This is a genomic window from Rhodoferax sp. (assembly GCF_023701345.1).
GTDB lineage: Bacteria > Pseudomonadota > Gammaproteobacteria > Burkholderiales > Burkholderiaceae_C > Rhodoferax.
In genome coordinates, this window is sequence record NZ_JAMPXE010000077.1 from 1 (window position 1) to 16,385 (window position 16,385).

16 protein-coding genes and 1 pseudogene are annotated in these 16,385 nt (G+C 59.5%); 14 read left to right on the plus strand and 3 right to left on the minus strand.

The features are described from left to right. The 3 genes and pseudogenes from NDI87_RS11305 to NDI87_RS11315 form a co-directional block, all read left to right on the plus strand. Positions 1 to 744: pseudogene (locus NDI87_RS11305) on the plus strand (sulfate adenylyltransferase); the annotation flags it as partial. Positions 745 to 814: 70 nt separating this feature from the next. Continuing rightward, complete coding sequence (gene fdxA, locus NDI87_RS11310) at positions 815 to 1,144, plus strand: ferredoxin FdxA (protein WP_296159296.1); 330 nt, start codon at positions 815 to 817, stop codon at positions 1,142 to 1,144. Positions 1,145 to 1,327: 183 nt separating this feature from the next. Continuing rightward, positions 1,328 to 2,380, plus strand: a complete 1,053-nt coding sequence (locus NDI87_RS11315) for an NAD(P)/FAD-dependent oxidoreductase (protein ID WP_296275313.1) — start codon at positions 1,328 to 1,330, stop codon at positions 2,378 to 2,380. Between the two features lie 284 nt (positions 2,381 to 2,664). Here the strand turns inward: NDI87_RS11315 and cysE are convergent, their stop codons facing one another. Together cysE and NDI87_RS11325 are read right to left on the minus strand one after the other, a co-directional pair. Continuing rightward, complete coding sequence (gene cysE, locus NDI87_RS11320) at positions 2,665 to 3,438, minus strand: serine O-acetyltransferase (RefSeq protein ID WP_296275314.1); 774 nt, start codon at positions 3,436 to 3,438, stop codon at positions 2,665 to 2,667. Positions 3,439 to 3,695: 257 nt separating this feature from the next. Further along, the gene (locus tag NDI87_RS11325; RefSeq protein ID WP_296275315.1) at positions 3,696 to 4,418 is read right to left on the minus strand and encodes an RNA methyltransferase; all 723 of its coding nucleotides are present in this window, start codon (positions 4,416 to 4,418) and stop codon (positions 3,696 to 3,698) included. 120 nt (positions 4,419 to 4,538) lie between these two features. On the opposite strand from NDI87_RS11325, the gene NDI87_RS11330 reads away from it, so the two are divergent. Then, the gene (locus tag NDI87_RS11330; protein ID WP_296275316.1) at positions 4,539 to 5,411 is read left to right on the plus strand and encodes an inositol monophosphatase family protein; all 873 of its coding nucleotides are present in this window, start codon (positions 4,539 to 4,541) and stop codon (positions 5,409 to 5,411) included. A gap of 157 nt (positions 5,412 to 5,568) precedes the next feature. Here the strand turns inward: NDI87_RS11330 and NDI87_RS11335 are convergent, their stop codons facing one another. Then, positions 5,569 to 6,018: a transposase gene (locus NDI87_RS11335; RefSeq protein WP_296275317.1), complete on the minus strand. Its 450-nt coding sequence runs from the start codon at positions 6,016 to 6,018 to the stop codon at positions 5,569 to 5,571. A 410-nt stretch (positions 6,019 to 6,428) separates the two neighbouring features. Here NDI87_RS11335 and rfaH point away from each other — a divergent pair, with 410 nt between their 5' ends. From rfaH to NDI87_RS11385, 10 genes are all read left to right on the plus strand, one after another. After that, entirely contained in the window at positions 6,429 to 6,923 is a 495-nt protein-coding gene (gene rfaH, locus NDI87_RS11340; RefSeq protein ID WP_296275318.1) for a transcription/translation regulatory transformer protein RfaH, read from the plus strand. Between the two features lie 160 nt (positions 6,924 to 7,083). Further along, positions 7,084 to 9,429 (plus strand): SLBB domain-containing protein, encoded by a 2,346-nt coding sequence (locus NDI87_RS11345; RefSeq protein WP_296275319.1) that lies wholly within the window; start codon positions 7,084 to 7,086, stop codon positions 9,427 to 9,429. Between the two features lie 28 nt (positions 9,430 to 9,457). Continuing rightward, complete coding sequence (locus NDI87_RS11350) at positions 9,458 to 9,760, plus strand: nucleotidyltransferase domain-containing protein (RefSeq protein ID WP_296275320.1); 303 nt, start codon at positions 9,458 to 9,460, stop codon at positions 9,758 to 9,760. Next, positions 9,757 to 10,224: a hypothetical protein gene (locus tag NDI87_RS11355; RefSeq protein ID WP_296275321.1), complete on the plus strand. Its 468-nt coding sequence runs from the start codon at positions 9,757 to 9,759 to the stop codon at positions 10,222 to 10,224. Before NDI87_RS11350 ends, NDI87_RS11355 begins: the two co-directional genes overlap by 4 nt. 123 nt (positions 10,225 to 10,347) lie before the next feature. Then, positions 10,348 to 11,526 (plus strand): Wzz/FepE/Etk N-terminal domain-containing protein, encoded by a 1,179-nt coding sequence (locus NDI87_RS11360; RefSeq protein WP_296275322.1) that lies wholly within the window; start codon positions 10,348 to 10,350, stop codon positions 11,524 to 11,526. Positions 11,527 to 11,549: 23 nt separating this feature from the next. Continuing rightward, complete coding sequence (locus tag NDI87_RS11365; RefSeq protein ID WP_296275323.1) at positions 11,550 to 12,644, plus strand: glycosyltransferase; 1,095 nt, start codon at positions 11,550 to 11,552, stop codon at positions 12,642 to 12,644. A gap of 285 nt (positions 12,645 to 12,929) precedes the next feature. Beyond that, complete coding sequence (locus tag NDI87_RS11370; RefSeq protein WP_296275326.1) at positions 12,930 to 13,727, plus strand: nucleotidyltransferase domain-containing protein; 798 nt, start codon at positions 12,930 to 12,932, stop codon at positions 13,725 to 13,727. A 115-nt stretch (positions 13,728 to 13,842) separates the two neighbouring features. Next, the gene (locus tag NDI87_RS11375; protein ID WP_296275324.1) at positions 13,843 to 14,853 is read left to right on the plus strand and encodes a GDP-L-fucose synthase; all 1,011 of its coding nucleotides are present in this window, start codon (positions 13,843 to 13,845) and stop codon (positions 14,851 to 14,853) included. A gap of 65 nt (positions 14,854 to 14,918) precedes the next feature. Further along, a complete protein-coding gene (gene gmd, locus NDI87_RS11380; protein ID WP_296275325.1) occupies positions 14,919 to 16,058 on the plus strand; it encodes a GDP-mannose 4,6-dehydratase in 1,140 nt (379 codons plus the stop codon). A 6-nt stretch (positions 16,059 to 16,064) separates the two neighbouring features. Beyond that, positions 16,065 to 16,190 carry a hypothetical protein gene (locus NDI87_RS11385; protein ID WP_366028768.1) on the plus strand — a complete coding sequence of 42 codons (126 nt, stop codon included), beginning with the start codon at positions 16,065 to 16,067 and terminating at the stop codon, positions 16,188 to 16,190. Positions 16,191 to 16,385: the final 195 nt, after the last annotated feature.

A 16,385-nucleotide genomic window follows, 5' to 3' on the forward strand; every position in this document is an offset into this window, starting at 1 on the left:
GCCGGCATTGAGGTCGCCTTCATCGTGCCGATCTCGGCGCTCAAGGGCCACAACGTGGTCGAGTCAACCGACGACGGCTGGTGCGGCTACACCGGCCTGAGCCTGCTCGACATCCTGGAAGAGCTGCCGGTGACCCCGGCCGACACCGCGCTGCCGTTGGCATTCCCGGTGCAATGGGTCGAAAAATTCTCAGCCAGCGCCGACACCTCGCAAGGCCGCCGGGTGTTTTGGGGCCGGGTCGGCGCGGGCGTTGCCCAGGTCGGCCAGAGCGTCAAGGTGCTGCCCAGCGGGCAAACCGCCACAATCGCCCAGGTGCTGGGCCACACCCGCCAGCCGCGCACGGTGTCCGCCGGTCACAGCGCCGGCATCGTGCTCGACCGCGAGGTGGACGTGTCGCGCGGCGACTGGTTGCTGTCACCCGAGTCATCGCCCGCCAGCCGCGAACTCGCGGTCACGGTGGCCTGGATGGACGACGAGCCGCTGGTCGCCGGGCGCACCTACTGGGCGCTGCACGGCCACCGCTGGGTGAAGGCACGTGTCAAGCGCGTGGTGCACCGGCTCGACATCAACACACTGGCCGAGGAAGACGCAAGCGCGCTCCCCGCCAACAGCATCGGCCACGTCGAACTGCTGCTGCAGGAGCCCCTTGCCGTGCTGCCGTTCAAGCAATCGCGCGTGCTGGGCGCTTTGGTGCTGGTCGATACCGCCAGCCACAGAACCGCGGGGGCGGCCCTGGTGAATTGACACCATGCTCCGGCCCTTGAATCTGAGCCTTTAAAATCTTATATTTGCTTACAACCGAAGAAATATCAAAATGACCCATACCGTCACCGAAGCCTGCATCAAGTGCAAGTACACCGATTGTGTCGATGTCTGCCCCGTGGACTGTTTTCGCGAAGGCCCCAACTTTTTGACCATCGACCCCGATGAATGCATTGACTGCGCGGTCTGCATCCCCGAATGCCCGGTCAACGCCATTTACGCCGAAGAAGACGTGCCCAAGGACCAGCGCCACATGACCAAGCTCAACGCCGAACTGGCCAAGCTGCCCACCTGGAAAAGCATCACCAAGCGCAAGCCCGCGCTGCCTGAAGCCGAAGAGTGGAAAGACAAGACTGGCAAGCTGTCCGAGCTGATCCGCTGAACCCGTCACCATGAAATCCCGGCCTCTGGATTGCCACGTCGCTATCGCTCCTCGCAATGACGGTGTTTTGGCTGTCATTGCGAGCGCAGCGCGACAATCCATGAAGCCCTGGATTGCCACGTCGCTATCGCTCCTCGCAATGACGGTGTTTTGGCTGTCATTGCGAGCGTAGCGCGGCAATCCATGCCTGAAACCACCCTCATCGACACCGACGCGCTGGTCATCGGGGCTGGTCCAGTGGGTTTGTTCCAGGTGTTTCAGCTCGGTTTGCAAGGCATCCATGCGCAGGTGGTCGATGTGCTGGAGCAGGCCGGCGGCCAGTGCATCGCGCTCTACCCCGACAAACCCCTCTACGACATTCCGGGCCTGCCGTACAGCACCGGCCGCGAGTTGACGCAGCGGCTACTTGAACAAGTGGCACCCTTCAAGCCCGCGTTTCATTTCAGCCAGCAGATCAGCCAGCTCAAGCGCCAGGCCGATGGCCGCTGGCTCGTCGCCACGCCGCAGCAGCAGTTTTTGACGCGCACCCTGTTCATTGCCGCGGGTGTTGGCGCCTTTGTGCCCAAAGAACTCAAGCTGGACGGGCTGGCAGCGTTTGCCGGCAACCAGCTGTTTTACCGCCTGCCCCGCCCGGAACAACTCACTGGCCGGCAGGTGCTGGTGGTCGGCGGCGAAGAATACGCGGTGGACAACGCCATCGCCCTGGCGGAAGAAGGCCCACATCAAGCGGCCAGCGTCACCCTGGTGCACCGGCGCGACGTGCTGCAGGCCAGCCCAGAGACCTTGAAAAAACTGGCCGAACTGCGCGCCAACAGCCGCATCACATTTATCGCCGGGCAGATCACCGGCATCGAGACCCATGGCGACCGGCTCACGGCCGTGGCGGTCAACACCCCCGACAACCAAACCCTGAGCCTGCCGCTGGACGCCTTGCTGGTTAACCAGGGCATCAGTCCCAAACTGGGGCCAGTGGCCGAATGGGGCCTGGCCATGGAACGCAAGCAGCTCAGAGTGGACCCGGCCAGCTTTGCCACCAGCGAAGCCGGCATCTACGCCGTGGGTGACGTCAACAGCTACCCCGGCAAAAAGAAACTGATCGTCTGCGGTTTTCACGAGGCCACACTGGCCGCCTTTGCCGCCGCCAGCTATCTGGACCCGCAAGCATCGGGCGTGCTGCAATACACCACCAGCAGCGCGCTGTTGCAACAGCGGCTCGGGGTTCAGGCCAACCGCTAGGCAGAAGTCGCAAACCCATCCATCGTCATTGCGAGGAGCGAAGCGACGTGGCAATCCACGAAGTCCGGCAGCCCTGGATTGCCGCGCTTCGCTTTCCATGAGCAGACTCGTCATTGCGAACGCAGTGAAGCAATCCATGCCTTGCGGCTGCATGGATCGCCACGGCCTGCGGCCTCGCGATGACGCAAATAACACCGTCATTGCGAGGAACGTAGTGACGTGGCAATCCGCGTGCGGGATCGGGCCGGATACGGCTGGCTCGCAATGACGACATTTCTCGTTAACTACTTGCCCACCAGCTGGTTCAGCTTGTCGGCCTGGAAATGCTCTTGCACTGCGGCGTCGTCCGGCACCACGGTGCTCTCGTTGCGCTGGCTGCTCAGTTTTTCCAGCGCTTGCCACAGCATCGAAATCTGGTGCTCCTGGGTGGCCGCGTTGTCGATCAGGCCGCGCATGGCCTGGCTCAGGGGGTCGTCATTTTGCGTGACGCCATAGGCCGAAAACCCCATTTTGGAAGCCACTTCCTCGCGCTTCACGTCAAGCTCGGCCTGGATGATGCGCGCCGGGTTGCCCACCGCCGTGGCGCCCGCCGGCACCGGTTTGGTGACCACCGCGTTCGAGCCCACCTTGGCGCCGTCGCCCACGGTAAAGCCGCCCAGCACCTGCGCGCCCGCCCCCACCACCACGCCACGGCCCAGCGTGGGGTGGCGCTTGGCACCCTTGTACAGCGAGGTGCCGCCCAGTGTCACACCCTGGTAAATGGTGCAGTCGTCGCCAATTTCAGCGGTCTCGCCCACCACCACACCCATGGCATGGTCAAAAAACACGCGCTCGCCAATCTTGGCGCCGGGGTGAATCTCGATGCCGGTGAAAAAGCGCGCCAGATGGGAAATGAATCGCCCCAGCCATTTGAAGTTGTGCGTCCAGCAAGCATGCGCCAGCCGGTGCAGCAACACGGCGTGCACGCCGGGGTAGCAGGTCAACACTTCCCAGGCGGTGCGGGCCGCCGGATCGCGCTCCAGAATGCATTGAACGTCAGATTTGAGTCTTGAAAACATGGGGTGAGTTTATTCGCTAGCAGTAAGCACCCGGCGGGGACATGGATTGCCGCGTCGCTACGTTCCTCGCAATGACGGAGGAAGTTGTCATTGCGAGCGAAGCGTGGCAATCCATGAACCCGGTATCGTCATTGAGCGTAGCGCGGCAATCCAGGACCCCGGTTCCCGTCATTGCGAGCGAAGCGTGGCAATCCATGACTTGCAGGACATCCTGGATTGCCACGTCACTACGTTCCTCGCAATGACGGATCCGGTTGTCACTGCTGCTTCATCATCATCTTGGCGATGCCGCGCAGGATGTGGATTTCTTCTTGCGTGACTGCCGCGCGATTGAACAGCTGGTTCAGCCTCGGCATGAGTTTTTTGGGCGATTGCGGGTCGAGGAAACCAATGCTGGTGAGCGCCTGCTCCAGGTGGGCCAGCATGCCGGCCACCTGCGCGGCGTCGGCCAGCACCGGCTCGGCGGTGGCGGCCTGCACCGGGTAGCCGCCCAGCGCCTCGCGCCAGTCATAGGCTATCACCTGCAGCGCTGCCCCCAGATTAAGCGAGCCAAACTGCGGGTTGCTCGGAATGCTCAGGCACGCGTGGCAGCGGTAAACGTCTTCGTTGGCCATGCCAAAACGCTCGGAGCCAAACAAAAAAGCCACCCCGGTCTGGCTGGCCTCGGGGGCTTTCAGCAGCGCATCAAAGTGCGCGCGCGGCGCCACCGTGGGCGGGCCGAAGTCGCGCGGCGTCATGGCGGTGGCGCACAAGTGCGTCATGCCATCCAGCGCCTCGTCGAGCGTGGCCACGATGCGCGCGTTCTTGAGCACATCCAGGGCGCCACTGGCCCGCTGGATGGTTTCTTCGCGGTTGAGCACATTGGCCCAGCGCGGCGCCACCAGCACCAGGTCATCAAAACCCATGGTTTTCATGGCGCGTGCGGCAGCGCCGACATTGCCGGCGTGGCTGGTGTTGATCAGGATAAATCGCGTCTGCATGGGTTGCCTAAACAGGAGCCGTTAAAATACGCACATTGTCGCTGCCCGCATCGCCGGCCAGCCAAACTGCTCATCCCTCATACAGACCCAGGCCCGAACCGTCCGTCTTACACAATTTATATGACAATTTCAAACTTGCACCCCATGGTCAACGTGGCCGTCAAAGCCGCCCGCGCTGCCGGCGCCATCATCAACCGCGCCGCGCTTGATGTCGAATCGGTCCGCGTTTCCCAAAAGCAGGTCAATGACTTTGTCACCGAGGTGGACCACGCGTCCGAAGCAATCATCATCGAAACCCTGCTGGGCGCCTACCCCGGCCACGCCATCTGGGCCGAAGAATCGGGCCGCGTGCATGGCGCGCAAGACTCCGAATTTGTCTGGATCATCGACCCGCTCGACGGCACCACCAACTTCATCCACGGCCTGCCCATTTACTGCGTCAGCATTGCGCTGGCGGTCAAGGGCAAGGTCGAGCAGGCGGTCATTTACGACCCCAGCCGCAACGACCTGTTTACCGCCACCAAGGGCCGCGGCGCCTACCTCAACAACCGCCGCCTGCGCGTCGCCAAGCGCACCCGCCTGCAAGAATGCCTGATCTCCACCGGCTTTCCCTACCGCCCCGAAGACGACATCAACACCTACCTGCGCCTGATGGGCGACATGATGCAGCGCACCGCCGGCCTGCGCCGCCCCGGTGCCGCCGCGCTCGACCTGGCCTACGTGGCAGCCGGCTTTACCGACGGATTTTTTGAACTCGGCCTGCAACCCTGGGACGTGGCCGCGGGCTCGCTGCTGATCACCGAAGCCGGCGGCCTGGTCGGCAACTTCTCGGGCGACGCCAACTTTTTGGAGCAAAAAGAATGCATGGCCGCCAACCCGCGCATCTACGGCCAGATGGTGACTATTCTGGGCAAATACAGCAAATTTGCCAGCGCCGGCGACAAAGCCGCCGTGCGCGAGGCGGTGGCAGAGATAGCCGGATTGTCAGAATAAATTCTGACCCACAGGGGCATTGCAGGTCATTGTCAGAATAAATTCTGACCTACACAGGGGCATTGGGGCATTGTCAGAATAAATTCTGACCAACAAGGGCCCAGCCGGAAGTTTGTAGGTCAGAATTTATTCTGACGGTATTCAGACCGCCCGCTGATCACACCCACACGGCATCCCAATGCGGGTAATCCCCCAACGACTGAACCAAACCTGCCCGTAACGGGTTGGCCGCCAGGTAACGCGCCACCTGCAGCACATCCTCTTCGCGGCGCAGCGCGCGGTCGTGGTAACCGCGTTGCCAAACCGGCCCTGGCGCGTGACCCATGGCGTGCAGCGCTTGCGCCGACCGGCCCTTGAACGACTTCATCACTTGCGCCAATGTGCCTTGCTCACCCAGCTGAATCAGCCAGTGCAAATGGTCTGGCATCAACACCCAGGCGATGGACTGCACCGCACCCGAATCATGCAGATGCCGCATTTCGGCCACCACCGCGCGGGCCAGTGCAAAGTCAGCAAACCAGGCCTGCCGATCAGACGTGACCGAGGTCACCAAATACACCAGCCCCGGAGCCGAAAACCGGCCAGCAAGCAAATTGGAATAAGTCATGGTGAGTGGGAGATGTCAGAATAAATTCTGACCCACAGGATACCAAAGCCAGGTGATTTGTACCAAAACCCACCGGCAATTTGTAGGTCAGAATTTATTCTGACGGTATCGTGGCAATGGCAACAAAGACATGTCAGAATAAATTCTGACCTACAGGGTCGACGCGCCATTGTCAGAATAAATTCTGACCTACAGGGCCGCTCTATAATGCCGCACGCTAAAGTTCACGATAAAAGAGCTGGCACCAAGCCTAGGGAACTGTCACATATGTCGATTGCACTTGGCGCGTTGCGCCACTTTATGAGCCAGGGCCGAATGAATACGGCCCTAAAAAATGTCAGCAGCCCTGCAGGGTGGACATCAGTCCGTCAGATCGATTGAAATCGACCCTGCGAAACTCTGCAAGACACATGAACTGGTACCTTATCCATACCAAACCCCGGCTAGAACAATGCGCGTTGGAAAACTTGCAGCAGCAAGGGTTTGAGTGCTTTCTGCCGCAGATTCGCGCCGAAAAATTGCGCCGCGGCAAGCTGGTCGAAGTTGATGAACCCCTGTTTCCGCGCTATTTCTTCATTCAGCTCGACACCGGCAACCACGCCCAAAGCTGGCACCCCATCCGCTCCACCAAAGGCGTCAGCCGCCTGGTCAGCTTTGGCCAGGAACCAGCCAAGGTGGGTGACGATCTGGTTGATTTGATCCGCGCGCAATGCAGCTCAGGCGCAGTGCAACAGCGGCATTTCAGGCCGGGTGAAACCCTGCAGATCACCGATGGCCCTTTTAGCGGCCTGGAAGCCATCTACCAAATGTGCGATGGCGAACAGCGCGTCATGGTGTTACTGAATATCATGAGCAAGCCCGTCAAATTAAGCCTTGAACCGACGGAAGTCAGAAAGATAAGCTAATACTGGCGGAATGAATGCCGCCAAAAATCTGAAAAATTGGTTTGCCATAATCGGCAAACCAAACGCTTGCTGCACATGGTCATCATGTCGCGGCATGGCGGTAGCGTGTCTTGTTAAATATTTCAAAATCTGTCCCCATATGCACACTACTGAAACCCCCATGTTGAAATTAATAGGCCGCTCCCTTGCCGTGATGGCGCTGGCTTTGTCTGTCAGCCTGACGGCGCAGGCACAGTTCAGCTTGGCGACAGGCACCGCCGGGTCTGCAACGGGTGGCACCAGCATTGACGCCACCGACACTGCCATCACAGCCCCCGCCAGCCCAGCCGGCAAGCCCTTGCAGCCAAGCATTGCCGACCTGGCGGCGGCCCAAAACCTGGCAAAAACCGGGTCAGATGCGCCCCCCCCAGATGCCGCACCGCTGCGCTCACCGGCCCGGGTTTCTGCCCCCAACCAGTTCCAGCGCTTTGTGCAGGAAACCACCGGCCGGCTGCTCCCGGTTTATGGCAGCGACTTGTTCAGCAACCCGCAAAATTACGCAGCCAACACGGCCGTGCCCGCGCCAGACAACTATATTTTGGGTCCGGGCGACCAGGTGCAATTGCAAGTGTCTGGCCCGCAAGACTTCAACACCACCCTGGTGCTGGACCGCAATGGCCAGGTCAACCTGCCCAAAGTAGGCCCGGTTAGCCTGGCCGGCGTGGCCGTGCGCGACCTGGAACAAACGCTTACCAGCCATTTGGGCAAGGTTTTCACCAACTTCAAGGCCAGCGCCAGCCTGGGCCGCCTGCGCGGCATCCAGGTGTATGTGGTCGGCCAGGCCCAGCAGCCCGGCACCTTTCAACTGTCCAGCCTGAGCACGCTCGTCAACGCCCTGTTTGCCAGTGGCGGCCCCAGTGCCAATGGCTCCATGCGCGCCATCCAGCTCAAGCGCGGCGGCAAAACCATCACCACCATTGACCTGTACGACTTTATTGCCAAGGGCGACAAGTCGCGCGACCTGCCCCTGCTGGCCGGTGACGTCATCGTGATCCCGCCCGTGGGCCCGCGCGTGGCCGTGGCCGGCGCCTTTGACCAGGCCGCCATTTACGAGCTCAAACCAGGCTCAACCAGCGTGGCTGACATCCTGAACCTGGGCGGCGGCGTGCCCGCACTGGCCAAATCCAAAAAAGCCTTGCTGGAGCGCATCAACCCTGACAGCACACCTGCACGCAGTGTGAAAGAAATTGTGCTCAACACCCAAGGCCTGCAAAGCAACTTGCAAGACGGCGACGTGCTGATGCTGCTTGACATCAGCCCGGCCTTTGCCAACGCCGTCACGCTGCAAGGCGTGGTGGCAGAGCGCATTCGCTCCAGCTGGTTTGACGGCATGCGCATCCTTGACCTGATTCCGGACCGTGAAGCCCTGATCACCCCCGACTACTACAAACGCAAAAACGTCCTGGTACAAAAAGGGGAATCCATCAAGGATGCGGCTGATAAATCCAAAGAAGCCGGCGCCCAGATTGACACCCGCATCCGCAGCATGGTCGACCAGATCAACTGGGAATACGCGGTAATAGAACGGCTGGATCGCGACAAACTCAGCACCCAGCTCATCCCCTTCAACCTCGGCAAAGCCGTCGTGCAAAAAGACCCGGCGCACAACCTGGCCCTGCTGCCCGGCGACGTGGTCACCATTTTGAGCCAGACCGACCTGCGCCTGCCGCAAGAGCGCCAGTCGCGCCTGGTGCGCCTTGAAGGCGAAGTGGCCGCCCCCGGCGTTTACCAAACCCTGCCTGGCGAAACCCTGCCCCAGCTCATCAAACGCATTGGCGGCCTGACACCACAAGCCTACGTATTTGGCACCGAACTCAACCGCGAGTCGGTCAAGACCCGGCAACAGGCCAACCTGGACACCCTGATTCGCCGCCTGGAGGCGCAATCGCAATCCCAGCAAGGCAGCCTGGTGGCCAACCGCAACAATACTGGCGCGGCAGACCAGACCGCCGTCATTTTGCAATTGCAGCAAGCCCAGCTCAAAAGCCAGATCGAACGCCTCAAGTCCTTCAAGAGCAACGGCCGCCTGTCCCTGGAGCTGGACCCGCGCAACCCCAACCTGGCCGCCCTGCCCGACCTGCCGCTTGAAGACGGCGACCGCATTCTGGTGCCCAGCATCCCCGGCTATGTGGCGGCGTTTGGCTCGGTCAACAACGAAAACATGTTCATCTACAGGAACGGCAAAACCGTGGGCGACGTCATCAAGTCCGCCGGCCTGACCGAAGACGCCGAGCCAGACCAGGCCTTTGTGCTGCGCGCCGACGGCAGCATCATTGCCCGCAACGACCGCAGCGGCTGGTTTGGCAGCAACTTCGAATCGGTACCCATGATGCCCGGCGACACCCTGGTGGTGCCCGCCCAAATGGACCGTGAGAGCCGCTACAACGCCATCATTCGCGGCTTCAAGGACTGGACGCAAATCCTGGCCAACCTGGGCCTGGGCGTAGCCGCATTGAATTCCCTGTGATTTCAACAAATTCCATACCCACCCCCACATGCGCCTAAGCCCTGATCAAATCCAAGCCATACGCTACGCCGCCACAAGCACCTTTGGTGATGACGCGGCGGTGTGGCTGTTTGGCTCACGCGTGGACGATGCCAAAAAAGGTGGCGATATTGACTTGCTGGTGCGCCCGGCTCCCACCGCAGCCGATCAGCCCTTTGCCAAAAAAATCAAAATGCTGACAATGCTTGAGCGCCTTTTGGGTGAACGCAAAATCGACCTGGTCATAGAACAACCCCTTGATGCCCGGCCTATCGTCACAGTAGCCCATGCCACGGGCATCCAGATCCAATGAACAACACGCCCGAACAACTCGCGCTGCAGCACATACAGACCGTGTGCCAAGGCCATGCTGAAGCTTTGTCAGATGCCTTGCAAGATATGCAACTGCGTGCGCTCAGCGTCAACGACTACAGCCACCTGAGCAAGGCAGACCGCCGCCTGCTCGACCAGTTTGCATACCGCTACACCCGGCTACAGGATGACATGGGCGCACGTCTGATGCCTGCCGTGCTCAAAGCCTTGGGCGAAGACATTGCGCCCATCTCGGCCATAGACCGCTTTACACGTCTGGAGCAACTCGGCTGGCTGCCTAGTGCCGACAACTGGCTGACCCTGCGACAAGTGCGCAACCAGTTTGCGCACGACTATCCAGACAGTCCAGTAGAGCGCTTTGAACGCCTTCAAGCCGCAACTCAGGCCGCCAGGCAATTGTTGACGGTCATGGCCCAGTTTCAACAAAAAATTGCTGAGATCTGATTTGAATACATCAATACCATCGCGGCGGGGGCGCCGCTCCTACAGAATCCCGGTACCTGACCCCAGTAGGGTCGACTTCAGTCGACCTGGCCGAATAAATTCGGCCCTACAAACCACCAAAATATGACCGACACAATCAACACCGAAGAAGACGACGAAATCAGCCTGCTGGACCTGCTGCAGGTCGTCGCCGACAACCTGCGCCTGCTGGTGCTCGGCCCGCTGGCGGCCGGCCTGCTCGCATTAGGTATCAGCTTTGCCATCGCACCCACCTTCACCGCCACCACCAAGTTCATGCCGCCCCAGCAGCAGCAAAGCGCTGCGGCGTCCATGCTGGCCTCGCTCGGTGCCTTGGGTGGTTTGGCTGGCGCAGCCACCGGCCTGAAAAACCCGGCCGACCAATACGTGTCTTTCATGAAAAGCCGCACCGTGCAAGACACCTTGATTGACCGCTTCAAACTCATGGAGCGCTACGAGTCCAAATACAAGGACAACGCCCGCAAGGAACTCGCTGCCAATGTAGCCATTGCCAGCGGCAAAGACGGCCTCATCACCATCGACGCCAGCGACAAAGACCCCGCCTTTGCCGCCCAACTGGCCAACGCCTACGTGGAAGAACTGGGCCACCTGCTGAGCCGCCTGGCCGTTACCGAGGCCCAGCAGCGCCGCATGTTCTTTGAAAAACAGCTTAACAACACCAAAGACAACTTGACCAAGGCCGACCAGGCCCTCAAGGCCAGCGGCATCAACAGCAACGTGCTCAAGTCCAACCCAGCCGCCGCCGTAGAAGGCCTGGCCAAGCTCAAGGCCAGCATCACGGCGCAAGAGATCAAACTGGCCAGCATGCGCGGCTACCTCACAGAATCGGCCCCCGACTTCAAACAAGCCCGAACCGAGCTGTCTGCCATGCGGGCACAGCTTAACCAGGCAGAAAAAGAAGAACCCTCAAGCGCTGGCGCTGATGGCGACTACATCAGCAAGTTCCGCGACTTCAAGTACCACGAAACCCTGTTTGAGCTGTTTGCCAAGCAGTATGAAATGGCCCGCATCGACGAAAGCCGCGAAGGCGCAGTCATTCAGGTGGTTGACGTCGCCCTGCCCCCGGAACTCAAAGCCAAACCCAAAAAAGCCCAAATCGCCGTGATCGCCACCTTGGCCACCGGTTTTGCCCTGCTGCTCTTCGTCTTTATCCGCCAGGCCCTGCGCGGTGCCGCCCAAACGCCGGAGTCTGCTGAAAAGCTAAGCCGCTTGCGCCAAGCGTGGGCCAGAGCCCTGGGCCGTAGTTCGTCATTGCGAACGTAGTGCGGCAATCCATGGAGTTCAACATGCCAAGTTACTTGATTATTTTCACTGTCACCGCACTCGCCGCAGCTGCCCTGGTCATCACCCAAAAGTGGCACGGCCGCTTCAGCCATGACACAGCGCGTGGCGTACAAAACCACCACACCGAACCCACACCGCGCGTCGGTGGTCTGGCCATCTTGCTGGGTTTGGCAACCGCCTGGCTATTGGCAAGCCAGCAAATTCGTACCTTATTAGGCCCCATGTTGCTCGCAGGTGTGCCGGCTTTTGTTTTTGGCTTGCTGGAAGACGTCACCAAAAAAGTCAGCATACGGACCCGGCTGCTGGCCACCATGGCCAGCGGTGCGCTGGCCTGGTACCTCACCGGTATTGCCATGCAAAACACGGGTGTGCCACCTCTGGACTTGGTGCTGGGCTTTACCCCCCTGGCAGTGCTCTTTACTGCCTTTGCCGTGGGCGGCGTGGCCAATGCTATCAACATCATCGACGGCTTTAACGGCCTGGCAACTGGCGCCGTGGCCATCATGTTTGGCGCCCTGGGGCTGATGGCAGGCAGCCTTGGCGACAACACGCTGGCAACTGTGTGCTATTTGTTTGCAGTCTGCACGCTGGGCTTTGGCGCCGTTAACTGGCCGCTGGGCAAAATCTTTTTGGGCGATGGCGGTGCCTACCTGCTGGGCTTCTTGCTGGCCTGGCTGGCTGTGCTGTTGCCCATGCGCAACCCCCAGGTCAACGCATTTGCCACACTGCTGGTGTGTGCCTACCCGGTGCTGGAGGTCATGTTTTCGGTGCGCAGGCGCCACAACCGCCAAGGCCACCACCCGGGCCAAGCCGACAAGGCCCACCTGCACCATTTCATTCACCGCCGTGTCATATGCAAGCTTTTTCCGCAAGCTGACGCCAAATTACAAAATGGCTTAACCAGCCCGCTGTGCTGGCTGTGTGCTGCCCTGCCAGCTGGCTGGGCGATCATCTTTGCCAAAGACACGCCCATGCTGATCGTTGGTTTTGCGCTCGCCATCCTGGCTTACGCAGCAGTTTACGCACGCCTAACCCAGTTCCGCTGGTGCTTTAGTCCGGTAACGTTACGGCCATCACCTGAAGTCAGTTCAATATAAAGTTATACTCCCATAAATAAAATTGGGAGTATAACTATAGCCATGTTCCTTGATTTGTCAGCCGTCGCGCAAACGCAATACGCCAATCTGGCGCAAGCAGCGCGTCAGCATCATTTGCAGCGCTCAATTGCAGACCTCCCAGGCGGGTTTGTCACAAAGGCCATCAAGGGTCAAAACTACTGGTATTACCAATACAAGTTACCTGACCGTACGCCCCAGCAGTTCTACATCGGCCCAGATGACGAGGCCACACGCGCTCTGCTGGCAGCGCATAAGAATCCTTTGGTGCTGCGTGCCCGAAAGCACCTGAGCGACATGTGTGAAGCGGTGACTGCCCTGGGTTGTTACAGCGTCATCCCAAAACACGCCAAGGTACTGGAGCGCCTGGCAGATCACGGTCTTTTTCGTGCCGGTGGCGTGCTCGTCGGCACACATGCCTACCTTTCTTACCAAAACCGTTTTGGCATCCGCTGGACGGGCGGCGAAACCACCGTTGACCTCGACTTCGCCCATCCGGGAAAGAATATTTCAATCGCTATCAACGAAGACCTCAAGATTGATGGTCATGGTGCCATAGCGTCTTTAAAAATGGGCTTTTTGCCCGTCAACGAGGGTACGCGGTACATCAAGCAAGACGAGCCAGACTTTGACCTGGACTTTCTTACCTGCCTGCATCGCGGGGGTGATGCGCCAGTAAAAATGCCGCAGCTCAACCTCACGCTGCAGCCACTTCGGTTCATGGAGTTCTCTATGCAAGACCCTGCAGTCTCGGTGCTGGTGGCGCCGAGCGGGCCGATTGTGACCAATGTTCCCAGGCCTGAGCGCTATGCGCTGGCCAAGCTCGTGTTGTACCCGGAGCGTCTGGCCGGTACCCAGCCTGAAAAGGCAAACAAAGACCTTCTTCAAGCCGCCAGTCTTATCGACTACCTCAGTCAAAACGAGCCAGATGCACTTCAAGAGGCTTGGTCCGACCTGCAAACGCGGGGGCCAACCTGGCGCAAGCTTGCACAAGAAGGATTCAACGCATTGCAGCAACGTTACCCCAACATCAGTTGCGCCATCTCCCGGCCCAAGAGTGATTAACTCGCATGACAAATTCAGTGCCGTAGCTGTGTCAAGCCACCCACATCACATAGCCCTGGTCGAAAAAGGCTGGATCAAGACAGCCATCACCGTCCGCACCAGCGAAATTTAATTTATGAGCAACACCCAAAAAATCTATGTGGCAGGCCACCGCGGCATGGTCGGCTCGGCCATTGTGCGCACGCTTCAGGCCATGGATTGCCACGTCGCTGACGCTCCTCGCAATGACGGGGGTGTCATCATCACAAGAACCCACGCCGAACTCGACCTGTGTAATCAGGCCGCCGTCAACGCCTTCTTCGCCCAAGAAAACCCCACCCAGGTCTACCTTGCCGCAGCCAAAGTAGGCGGCATCCACGCCAACAACACCTTTCCCGCAGACTTCATCTACCAAAACCTGATGATGCAGGCCAATGTGATTGAGGCGGCTTTCCGCCACGGCGTGCAAAAGCTCTTGTTTTTGGGCTCAAGCTGCATCTACCCGCGCCTGGCTCCGCAGCCCATGCGTGAAGATGCCTTGCTCACCGGCCCACTGGAGCCCACCAACGAGCCCTATGCCATTGCCAAAATTGCCGGCATCAAACTCTGCGAGTCTTACAACCGCCAATACGGCGCCAGCCACGGCGTGGACTACCGCAGCGTCATGCCCACCAACCTCTATGGCCCCGGCGACAACTACCACCCCGAAAACAGCCATGTCATCCCCGCGCTGATCCGCCGTTTTCATGAAGCCAAGGTGGCCAGCGCCCCCAGCGTGGCCATCTGGGGCAGCGGCACACCCAAGCGCGAATTCTTGTATGTGGACGACATGGCCGCAGCCAGCGTCTTTGTCATGAACCTGGACCAGGCCACTTACCAGCAGCACACCACCCCCATGCAAAGCCACATCAACGTTGGCTTTGGCAGCGACATCACCATTGCCGAAGTCGCCCAGGCCATCAAAGAAGCCGTGGGCTACCAGGGCCAGATCACCTTCGACACCACCAAGCCCGACGGCGCCCCGCGCAAGCTCATGGACAGCACCCGCCTGAACGCGCTTGGCTGGCAAGCCAAAGTCAATTTGAAACAAGGTCTGACTTTGGCCTACCAAGATTTTGAAACCACCCAATCCCAAGGTCCCCTGTAGGTCAGAATTTATTCTGACACCCCACAGCCGTCAGAATAAATTCTGACCTACAAAACACCCCCAACATGACCCAAAAAACCGCCCTAATCACCGGCATCACCGGCCAAGACGGCTCTTACCTGGCTGAATTCCTTTTGGAAAAAGGCTACATCGTGCACGGCATCAAACGCCGTGCCAGCAGCTTCAACACCCAGCGCGTGGACCACATCTACCAAGACCCGCACATTGACAACGCCAACTTCAAGCTGCATTACGGCGACCTGTCTGACACCAGTAATCTGGTGCGCATCATCCAGGAAACCCAACCTGACGAAATCTACAACCTGGGCGCGCAAAGCCATGTGGCCGTGTCATTCGAGTCCCCCGAATACACCGCCGACGTGGACGGCATGGGCACGCTGCGCATCCTGGAAGCCATCCGCATCCTGGGGCTGGAAAAGAAAACCCGCTTTTACCAAGCCAGCACCAGTGAACTCTATGGTCTGGTGCAAGAAACCCCGCAAAAGGAAACCACACCCTTTTACCCGCGCAGCCCCTACGCCGTGGCCAAACTCTATGCCTACTGGATCACGGTGAACTACCGCGAGGCGTATGGCATGTATGCCTGCAACGGCATATTGTTCAACCACGAGAGCCCGCGCCGTGGCGAAACCTTTGTCACCCGCAAAATCACCCGTGGCCTGGCCAACATCAGCCAGGGCCTGGAAGACTGCCTGTACATGGGCAACATAGACGCCCTGCGCGACTGGGGCCACGCCAAAGACTACGTGCGCATGCAGTGGATGATGCTGCAACAAGACCAGCCTGAAGACTTTGTGATTGCCACCGGCGTCCAATACAGCGTGCGCCAGTTCATTGAATGGACAGCAGCGGCGCTGGGCATGCAACTCCGCTGGGAAGGCGAAGGCGTTAACGAAGTCGGTTATTGGTTGAATCGTCCTGCGGGCCCCGTCATTGCGAGCGAAGCGCGGCAATCCATGCCCCCGGAAGTCCCGGTAGTCCGCATCGACCCCCGCTACTTTCGCCCCACCGAAGTCGAGACCCTGCTGGGCGACCCCACCAAAGCCAAACAAAAACTGGGCTGGGTGCCTGAGATCACCGCGCAAGAAATGTGCGCTGAAATGGTCGCCTACGACCTGCAACAAGCCAAACAACATGCCTTGCTCAAACAGCATGGCTACAACGTCAATGTGAGTGTGGAATAAAAGTCTATGAGAATCACCATAGCCGGAACCGGCTACGTCGGCCTCTCTAACGCCATTCTGCTGGCACAACACATTGAAGTGGTGGCGATCGACATCGTCCCCGAAAAGGTCGAGATGCTCAACCGTAAGTAAGCAATCACCCATTGAAGATGTCGAGATCGAAGACTACCTGACCACACAGCCACCAACCTCAACCAACACCGTCTGGCAGCACGCTACTGCCACCCGGCCTCGCAGTGACGCGCAGGGCGTTTTGAATAAATCGAGTCTGACCCCATTTCTTCTAACTGGATACTCTATTATGAAAAATAACACTCGACAGTTTGA

What these genes read in the sequence shown, in the direction of transcription:
- fdxA (WP_296159296.1), top strand. Translation starts at nt 815, where the DNA reads ATGACCCATACCGTCACCGAAGCCTGCATCAAGTGCAAGTACACCGAT.
- NDI87_RS11315 (WP_296275313.1), top strand. Translation starts at nt 1,328, where the DNA reads ATGCCTGAAACCACCCTCATCGACACCGACGCGCTGGTCATCGGGGCT.
- cysE (WP_296275314.1), bottom strand. Translation starts at nt 3,438, where the DNA reads ATGTTTTCAAGACTCAAATCTGACGTTCAATGCATTCTGGAGCGCGAT.
- NDI87_RS11325 (WP_296275315.1), bottom strand. Translation starts at nt 4,418, where the DNA reads ATGCAGACGCGATTTATCCTGATCAACACCAGCCACGCCGGCAATGTC.
- NDI87_RS11330 (WP_296275316.1), top strand. Translation starts at nt 4,539, where the DNA reads ATGACAATTTCAAACTTGCACCCCATGGTCAACGTGGCCGTCAAAGCC.
- NDI87_RS11335 (WP_296275317.1), bottom strand. Translation starts at nt 6,018, where the DNA reads ATGACTTATTCCAATTTGCTTGCTGGCCGGTTTTCGGCTCCGGGGCTG.
- rfaH (WP_296275318.1), top strand. Translation starts at nt 6,429, where the DNA reads ATGAACTGGTACCTTATCCATACCAAACCCCGGCTAGAACAATGCGCG.
- NDI87_RS11345 (WP_296275319.1), top strand. Translation starts at nt 7,084, where the DNA reads ATGTTGAAATTAATAGGCCGCTCCCTTGCCGTGATGGCGCTGGCTTTG.
- NDI87_RS11350 (WP_296275320.1), top strand. Translation starts at nt 9,458, where the DNA reads ATGCGCCTAAGCCCTGATCAAATCCAAGCCATACGCTACGCCGCCACA.
- NDI87_RS11355 (WP_296275321.1), top strand. Translation starts at nt 9,757, where the DNA reads ATGAACAACACGCCCGAACAACTCGCGCTGCAGCACATACAGACCGTG.
- NDI87_RS11360 (WP_296275322.1), top strand. Translation starts at nt 10,348, where the DNA reads ATGACCGACACAATCAACACCGAAGAAGACGACGAAATCAGCCTGCTG.
- NDI87_RS11365 (WP_296275323.1), top strand. Translation starts at nt 11,550, where the DNA reads ATGCCAAGTTACTTGATTATTTTCACTGTCACCGCACTCGCCGCAGCT.
- NDI87_RS11375 (WP_296275324.1), top strand. Translation starts at nt 13,843, where the DNA reads ATGAGCAACACCCAAAAAATCTATGTGGCAGGCCACCGCGGCATGGTC.
- gmd (WP_296275325.1), top strand. Translation starts at nt 14,919, where the DNA reads ATGACCCAAAAAACCGCCCTAATCACCGGCATCACCGGCCAAGACGGC.
- NDI87_RS11385 (WP_366028768.1), top strand. Translation starts at nt 16,065, where the DNA reads ATGAGAATCACCATAGCCGGAACCGGCTACGTCGGCCTCTCTAACGCC.